The following is a 7,209-nucleotide window of genomic DNA, read 5'->3' as shown; positions in this document are numbered from 1 at the left end:
GCCGCCGGTGCCCGCGCCGCCCGTGGCCGCCCGCGCAGCGAGGCCGTCGAACGAGCCATCATCGAAGGGGTGCTCACCCTCCTCGAGGAGGGCGTGCCCCTGACCGCACTGTCCATCGAGCGCATCGCCCGCACCGCGGGAGTGGGCAAGGCCACCATCTACCGCCGCTGGCCCGGCAAGGAGGAACTCCTGGTCGAGGTGCTGGCCGGGATCGAGGAGCCGGGCCCCGAGCTCGCCGGTGCCGACGTACGGGACGATCTGGTGGCCCTCGTCGAGGGCATCCGGCAGCGCGGCCTCGCCAAGCGCAACTCGGCCCTGCTGAGCAATCTCGTCGCGCAGGCGAAGAGCTTCCCCAAGCTCTGGGACCTGTACCACCGGACCGTGGTCTCCGAGCGGACCGCGCAGATGCGGGAGGTACTGCGCCGCGGCGTGGCCTCCGGGGAGATCAGGGGCGACCTGGACCCGGACCTGATCGGCGATCTGTTCACCGGACCCATGCTGACCCGCACCATCCTGCACGCCGACGATCCGCTGCCGGAGGGCCTGTCCGAGACGATCGTCGACGCGATCCTCGCGGGGCTACGGCCCACGGACCGCGGGTGACACCGCGGCGTACCCGTCCGCCCCCGCGACGCGTCGTCGGCCGTGCCCGTACCGAGGCGGCGACCCGCGCGTCCCGTTCGTGTCACGGACATCACTCCTGCACCCGGCCGGGGAACCTCGTCCGACCGGCCGGACGTCCTGAGCACCGTACGGCCGCGCTCCGGGGCGGCGAGGAGCACCGTCCGCATCGCCTAGGGTTTCCGGGCAGGGGACGGTGTGCACGGCAGGTCAGTGAGGCGACGGTATGGCGCAGGCGTATGCGACGGAGACGGGCCGCGACGGATCCGGCCCGGAACGCCGGACGGACCGCATGCGCCGGGCGATGACCGCGCTGCGGCACGACCGCGGCATCTGGCGCCGCGGCCTGGTGCTCGCCGCGGTCGCCGTACTGCTCGCCCTGATCATGGGCCTGCACGCGCGCGTGCCCAATGCCGTGGGCAACCTCGGCAGCCTCGTCGAGACCTTCCTGCCCTGGCTCGGCCTCGCGATCCCGGTCGTCATCGCGCTGGCCTTCGTGCGGCGCTCCGCCACGGCGCTGATCGCGGTGATCCTGCCGGTGGTGGTCTGGCTGAACATGTTCGGCGGCCTGGTCTTCGACAAGTCCGGCTCCGGCGGCGATCTCACCGTCGTCACCCACAACGTCAACGCGGAGAACCCGGACCCCGAGGGCACCGCCCGCAAGATCGCCGCCTCCGGAGCGGACGTGGTCGCCCTCGAGGAACTGACCCAGTCCGATCTGCCCGCCTACCGCAAGGCCCTGGCCGGCACCTTCAAGTACCGCACGGTCGAAGGCACCGTCGGCGTGTGGAGCAAGTACCCGCTCAGCGACAGCGAGGCCGTCGACATCAAGCTCGGCTGGAGCCGCGCCCTGCGCACCACGGTCGCCACCCCGCAGGGCAAGGTCGCCGTCTTCGCCGCACATCTGCCCTCGGTCCGGGTCAAGCTCGACGCCGGGTTCACCGCGGGGCAGCGCGACCGGAGCGCGGAGGCGCTCGGCGTCGCGATCCGGGACGAGCCGCTCGACCGCGTGATCCTGCTCGGCGACCTGAACGGCACGATGAACGACCGAGCGCTGTCTCCCGTCACCTCCCAACTCCGGTCCACCCAGGGCGCGGCCGGCGACGGCTTCGGCTTCAGCTGGCCCGCCGCGTTCCCGATGGCGCGGATCGACCAGATCATGGTGCGCGGGGTGGAGCCGGAGGCGTCCTGGGCACTGGACCGCACGGACAGCGACCACCTTCCGCTGGCGGCTTCGGTCCGGCTCTGAGGCCGCCGGGGCTCCGCGCACCCGGCGCCGACCGCTGACTGACATCGGGTGTTCACACGGCGGAATACCAGACCTGCGAGACTTTGTTCCGGTTGAGAACTTATCGGGCCGTGTGCACCGGACGATCTCCGGTGGACACGGCCTTCCTCCTGCTGTTCGAAAGGCCTCCCTCTCATGCCCGTGGCGCTGCTCGCGCTCGCCGTCTCCGCCTTCGGCATCGGCACCACCGAGTTCGTGATGATGGGCCTGCTGCCCAATGTCGCGGACGACCTGGACACCTCGGTGCCCACCGCGGGCCATCTGGTCTCCGCGTACGCCATCGGGGTCGTCGTCGGCGCCCCGCTCCTGACCGCCTTCGGCTCCCGAATCCCGCGCAAGCGGATGCTGCTGCTCCTGATGGCCGTCTTCACGGTCGGCAATCTCGCCTCCGCGCTCGCGCCGGGCTTCGGCACCCTCGCCGCGAGCCGGGTGCTCGCCGGCCTCCCGCACGGCGCCTTCTTCGGCGTCGGCGCGGTGGTCGCCGCCCGTCTGGTGCGCGTGGACCGGCAGGCCCGCGCGGTCGCCACCATGTTCCTCGGCCTCACCGTGGCCAATATCGTCGGCGTACCCGCCGCCACCCTGCTCGGCCAACACCTCGGCTGGCGCGCCACGTTCCTCGTCGTCGCCGCGATCGGGCTCGTCTCGATGGCGGCGCTCGCCCGCTGCGTACCCGACCTGCCGCGCGACACCACCCAGAGCCTGGGCCGTGAACTGCGGGCGCTGCGCGACCGCCAGGTGCTGCTCGGCCTGCTCACCGCGGTCTTCGGCTTCGCCGGTGTCTTCGCGGTGTACTCCTACCTCGCATCGATCACCACCGAGGTGATGGGCTTCTCGGCCTCGACCGTGACCCTGGTCCTCGCGCTGTTCGGCATCGGTATGACCCTCGGGGCGCTCGCCGCGGGGCCGCTCACCGACCGGGCGCTGCGGCCGACCCTGTACGGATCGCTCGGGCTGCTCGCCGTCGTCCTGGTCGCCTTCCACTTCACCGCCCAGGTGAAGTGGGCGGCTCTGGTGACCGTGGTGCTGCTCGGCGCGGTCGGGTTCATGACCACCACGCCGCTGCAGATGCTGGTGATGCGCAAGGCCGAACACGCCCCGACCCTCGCCTCCGCCTCCAACCACTCGGCCTTCAACCTGGCCAACGCCGGCGGCGCCTGGGTCGGTGGCGTGGCCATCGCGGCCGGCTGGGGCTGGACGTCGCCCACCCTCGTCGGTGCCGTACTCGCCGTCGTCGGCCTGGCGATCGCGGTCACCGCCGGCCTCCTCGACCGCGGACCCGCGTGGGACGCCTCCCGCGTGGTGGCCTCCGGCGGCGCGGCCGGAAAGCTCCCGCGGGCGGACCGGGTGAGCTGACCGCCGTCGTACGAACGGGCCGCCCCGCCACGGTCGGTGGGGCGGCCCGTTCGTACGACCAGGGACGCCGCGGTCAGCGCTCCGACGACGGCTGTGATTCGCGCCAGCGGCTGGTGATCGGGAGGCGGCGGTCCTTGCCGAAGCCCTTCGCCGAGATCTTCGTGCCCGGCGGGTACTGCCGGCGCTTGTACTCGGCGGTGTCGACGAGGCCGAGCACCCGTGTGACGACCGAGGGATCGAAGCCGGCGGCGACGATCGCGTCCATCCCCTGGTCCGCGTCCACATACATCGCCAGGATCCGGTCGAGCACGTCGTAGTCCGGCAGCGAGTCCGTGTCCACCTGGTCCGGGCGCAGTTCGGCGCTCGGCGGCTTGACGATCGAGTTCTGCGGGATCGGCGGGGTCTGCCCGCGCTCCTCGGCCGCCCGGTTGCGCCACTTCGCGAGCCGGAACACCGACGTCTTGTACACGTCCTTGATCGGGCCGTACGCGCCGACCGAGTCGCCGTACAGCGTGGAATAGCCCACCGCCAGCTCGGACTTGTTGCCCGGGGCCAGGACGATGTGGCCCTCCTGGTTGGAGAGGGCCATCAGGAGCGTGCCGCGCAGCCGGGACTGCAGATTCTCCTCCGCGAGTCCGGTGAGCCCGAGCGACCCCATGTACGCGTCGAACATCGGCTCGATCGGCACCGTACGGAAGTTGAGCCCCGTACGACGGGCCAGGTCCGCCGCGTCGTCCTTCGAGTGCTGCGAGGAGTACTTGGACGGCATCGCCACGCCGTACACGTGCTGGGCGCCGAGTGCGTCACAGGCGATCGCGGCGACCAGGGCCGAGTCGATACCGCCGGACAGCCCGATCAGGACCGAGCGGAAGCCGTTCTTGGCGGCGTACGCGCGCAGGCCCACCACCAGGGCCGAGTACACCTCCTCGTCGTCGTCGAGCCGCTCCGCGTACCCGCCGGCCAGCTCCGCCTCGTACGGCGCGAGCGGGGCCTCGGAGCAGACCACGTGGTCGATCCGCAGGCCGTCGTCGACCACGCCCTCCGGGGCCGGGCCGGCCGCGGGCAGGTCGAGGTCGAGGACCACACAGCCCTCGGAGAACTGCGGGGCCCGGGCGACCACTTCGCCGTCGGCGTCCACCACGATCGAGTCGCCGTCGAAGACCAGCTCGTCCTGGCCGCCGATCATCGCCACATACGCCGTGGTGCAGCCGGCCTCCTGCGCCCGCTTGCGCACCAGCTCGAGGCGGCTGTCGTCCTTGTTCTGCTCGTAGGGCGAGGCGTTCACGGAGATCAGCAGGCCCGCGCCGGCCGTCCTGGTGGCCGGCACCCGGCCGCCGTCCTGCCACAGGTCCTCGCAGATCGCGAGCGCCACATCGATCCCGTGCACCCGGACCACGGGCAGGGTGTCGCCCGGGACGAAGTACCGGAACTCGTCGAACACCCCGTAGTTCGGCAGGTGGTGCTTGGCGAAGGTGAGCACCACCCGGCCGTGGTGCAGCACCGCCGCGGCATTCTGCGGGGCTCCGGCCGGCTGGCCGTACTTGGGCTGTGCGGTCGCGCTGCGGTCGAGATAGCCGACGATCACGGGGAGTTCGCCGAGGCCCTCGTCCGCGAGGCGGGCGGCGAGCGCCCTCAGCGCGGACCGGGAGGCCTCCACGAACGACGAGCGCAGCGCGAGATCCTCGACGGGGTATCCGGTGAGGACCATCTCGGGGAACGCCACCAGGTGGGCACCCTGCTCGGCGGAGTGACGGGTCCAGTGCACGACCGACTCGGCGTTCCCGGCGAGGTCGCCGACGGTCGAATCGATCTGATTCAAGGCGAGGCGTAGTTGAGGCACGCGGCCCAGTGTAATCGTCTTTCTGACGCGATGTGGTCCGGGAGGTGCCGGCGCCCGTCGGCACCGGCACCCGGGACGTCAGCGGCGGTAGCCGAGCACGGTCATCATGCCTGCCTCCGAGTGGTAGACGTTGTGGCAGTGGAGCATCCACAGCCCTGGATTGTCGGCGTCGAAGTCGGCGGTCAGGCCGGAGCCCGGCAGGATCACCGCGGTGTCCTTGCGAGGCCCGCCCGCGCGGGCGCCGAGCGCGAAGGTGTGACCGTGCAGATGGAGCGGATGCCACATCGTCGTGCCGTTGGTGAAGATCAGCCTGACCCGCTCACCGGAGCGGATCTCGTGCCGGAACGACGGATCGTAGGGCCGGCCGTCGAAGGCCCAGTCGTACCGCGCCATGCCTCCGGTGAGGCGGAGCCGGATCGTGCGGTCCGGCTTCCGGGCGGGCAGTGCGGCCGACTCGGCGGCGCGCAGCCGGTCGGCCGTGAGCAGCCGGCCCGTCAGCTCCTCGGGCCGGGTCTTCGCGTCGGGTGCGGAGCCGCCGCCGGTGCGCAGCAGGCCGAGCGCGCTGCGCTTCTTCCCCTCGGCCACCGCCACCAGCGGGAACACGCCGTGCCCCGCGGTGACCAGGACGTCGTAGCGCTCGCCCATGCCGAGGAGCAGGGCGTCCGTGCTCTGCTCCCGCACCGGGAAGCCGTCGGTGTGGGTGATCGTCATGCGATGGCCGCCGAGCGCCACCCGGAACGCGGTGTCACCGCCGGCATTGATCAGACGGATGCGGATCCGGTCGCCCGGCGCGGCCCGGAACGACGACGGGGCGTCCGGCGTACGGCCGTTGAGCAGGTAGTACGGATAGGCGACGTCGCCTGCGTCATCGCCCAGGAGGTCGCTGTCGGCGCCCATCAGCATCCGTGACGGGCCGCGTGGTGTCGGGTCGGGCGACGGGCCGGATGTCGCGGCCTCGCCCGCACGGTGGCCCATGCCGGCCATGCCGTGACCCTCGTGTCCGCCGCTGCCGCCGCCCTCGGACGAACCGCCCGATCCGTGCTCGCTCATGCCCGCGCGGAGTTCGGCCAGGACGCTGTCGGGAGTGGAGCCGTCCACGCCGTCCACCCAGTCGTCCAGGACGACCACCCACTCCTTGTCGTACTTCAGGGGCTCCTTCGGGTCCTCGACGATCAGTGGTGCATACAGGCCGCGGTCCTGCTGGGTGCCGCTGTGCGGATGGAACCAGTACGTGCCCGGGTGCGGGACGGCGAACCGGTAGGTGAAGTCGGCGCTGGCCTTGACCGGTTGCTGGGTGAGGCCGGGGGCGCCGTCCATGTCGTTGCGCAGGGCGAGGCCGTGCCAGTGCAGGGACGTGGGCTGCGGCAGGTGATTGGCCAGGGTCAGGGCGAGCGTGTCGCCGGCGGTGACCCTGACCTCCTTGCCGGGCAGGGAGTCGCCGTACGCCCAGGAGCCGACCGTGCGGGAGCCGAGGTCGAGCCGGGTCCTGGTGGCGGTGAGGCGGACCTTGCGGACGGGGCCGCCCGAACGCTTGCGCTCGGCCGCGTCGACCTCCGCGCCGTCCGGGGCGACGAAGTCCCGCGGGGAGCCGCCGTGTCCGCCCTGCCCGTGTCCGGACGGGGAATCGCCGCCGGGGCCGGTGGCCGAGCAGGCGGACAGTGCGGCGGCGCCTGCCGCGGCGATGGACGCACCCAGAACGGTGCGGCGTGCTTGTGTGCGCGTCTGTGCGCGCGGGGTTGTGCGCATGACTGAGAGACACCTCGTCATCTCTGGAGCAATCAGTGGAGTGAGCATCGGGAAGGCGCGTCCGCTGCCTCTGATACACCGCTCGCCGCCCGGAGGTTCCCTTCGTGGCGCGGCAGATTTCCGCGATCACGAGTGGGCCGGGACAGGGCGGATCGGCGCAGGCCGTGTCGGCGCAGGTTGCGTCGGTGACGGCGGCCGGAGCAGCGGGGCGGGCGTCCTATATGCGCAGTACCGAGAGGCGGGCGACGAGTATCCCGTGCAGGGGAGGGGCGGGCGCGGCCCGGCGTCGGGCGCCGCCCGGCCGCCGCGGCGTGCGGTGCTCCGCGAGGGAGCGCCGGGCCGACCGGGCGGCCAGCAGGGC

Annotated in this window: 4 protein-coding genes and 1 pseudogene; 3 read left to right on the top strand and 2 right to left on the bottom strand. The window is 72.3% G+C overall.

Features of this window, described 5'->3' with window-relative positions:
* The 3 genes and pseudogenes from DY218_RS26005 to DY218_RS25995 form a co-directional block, all read left to right on the top strand.
* Positions 1-603, top strand: a 603-nt coding sequence (locus DY218_RS26005) for a TetR/AcrR family transcriptional regulator (RefSeq protein WP_147336174.1), incomplete at its 5' end; no start/stop codon positions are given.
* 282 nt (positions 604-885) lie between these two features.
* A pseudogene (locus DY218_RS26000) lies at positions 886-1,870 on the top strand (endonuclease/exonuclease/phosphatase family protein).
* Positions 1,871-2,044: 174 nt separating this feature from the next.
* On the top strand, positions 2,045-3,262 hold the full coding sequence (locus DY218_RS25995) for an MFS transporter (RefSeq protein WP_128558570.1): 1,218 nt from the start codon (positions 2,045-2,047) through the stop codon (positions 3,260-3,262).
* Positions 3,263-3,335: 73 nt separating this feature from the next.
* On the opposite strand, the gene DY218_RS25990 is transcribed toward DY218_RS25995, so the two are convergent.
* Positions 3,336-5,102 carry an NAD+ synthase gene (locus DY218_RS25990; protein WP_128558569.1) on the bottom strand — a complete coding sequence of 589 codons (1,767 nt, stop codon included), beginning with the start codon at positions 5,100-5,102 and terminating at the stop codon, positions 3,336-3,338.
* Positions 5,103-5,180: 78 nt separating this feature from the next.
* Positions 5,181-6,848, bottom strand: a complete 1,668-nt coding sequence (locus DY218_RS25985; protein ID WP_128558568.1) for a multicopper oxidase family protein — start codon at positions 6,846-6,848, stop codon at positions 5,181-5,183.
* Positions 6,849-7,209 lie beyond the last annotated feature (361 nt).

Origin of the sequence: Streptomyces triticagri (genome assembly GCF_003429565.1) — a bacterium.
In the GTDB taxonomy this organism is placed as follows: domain Bacteria; phylum Actinomycetota; class Actinomycetes; order Streptomycetales; family Streptomycetaceae; genus Streptomyces; species Streptomyces triticagri.
Note: the sequence above shows the minus strand (reverse complement) of the source record. Positions and strands in the feature narration are given on the sequence as shown.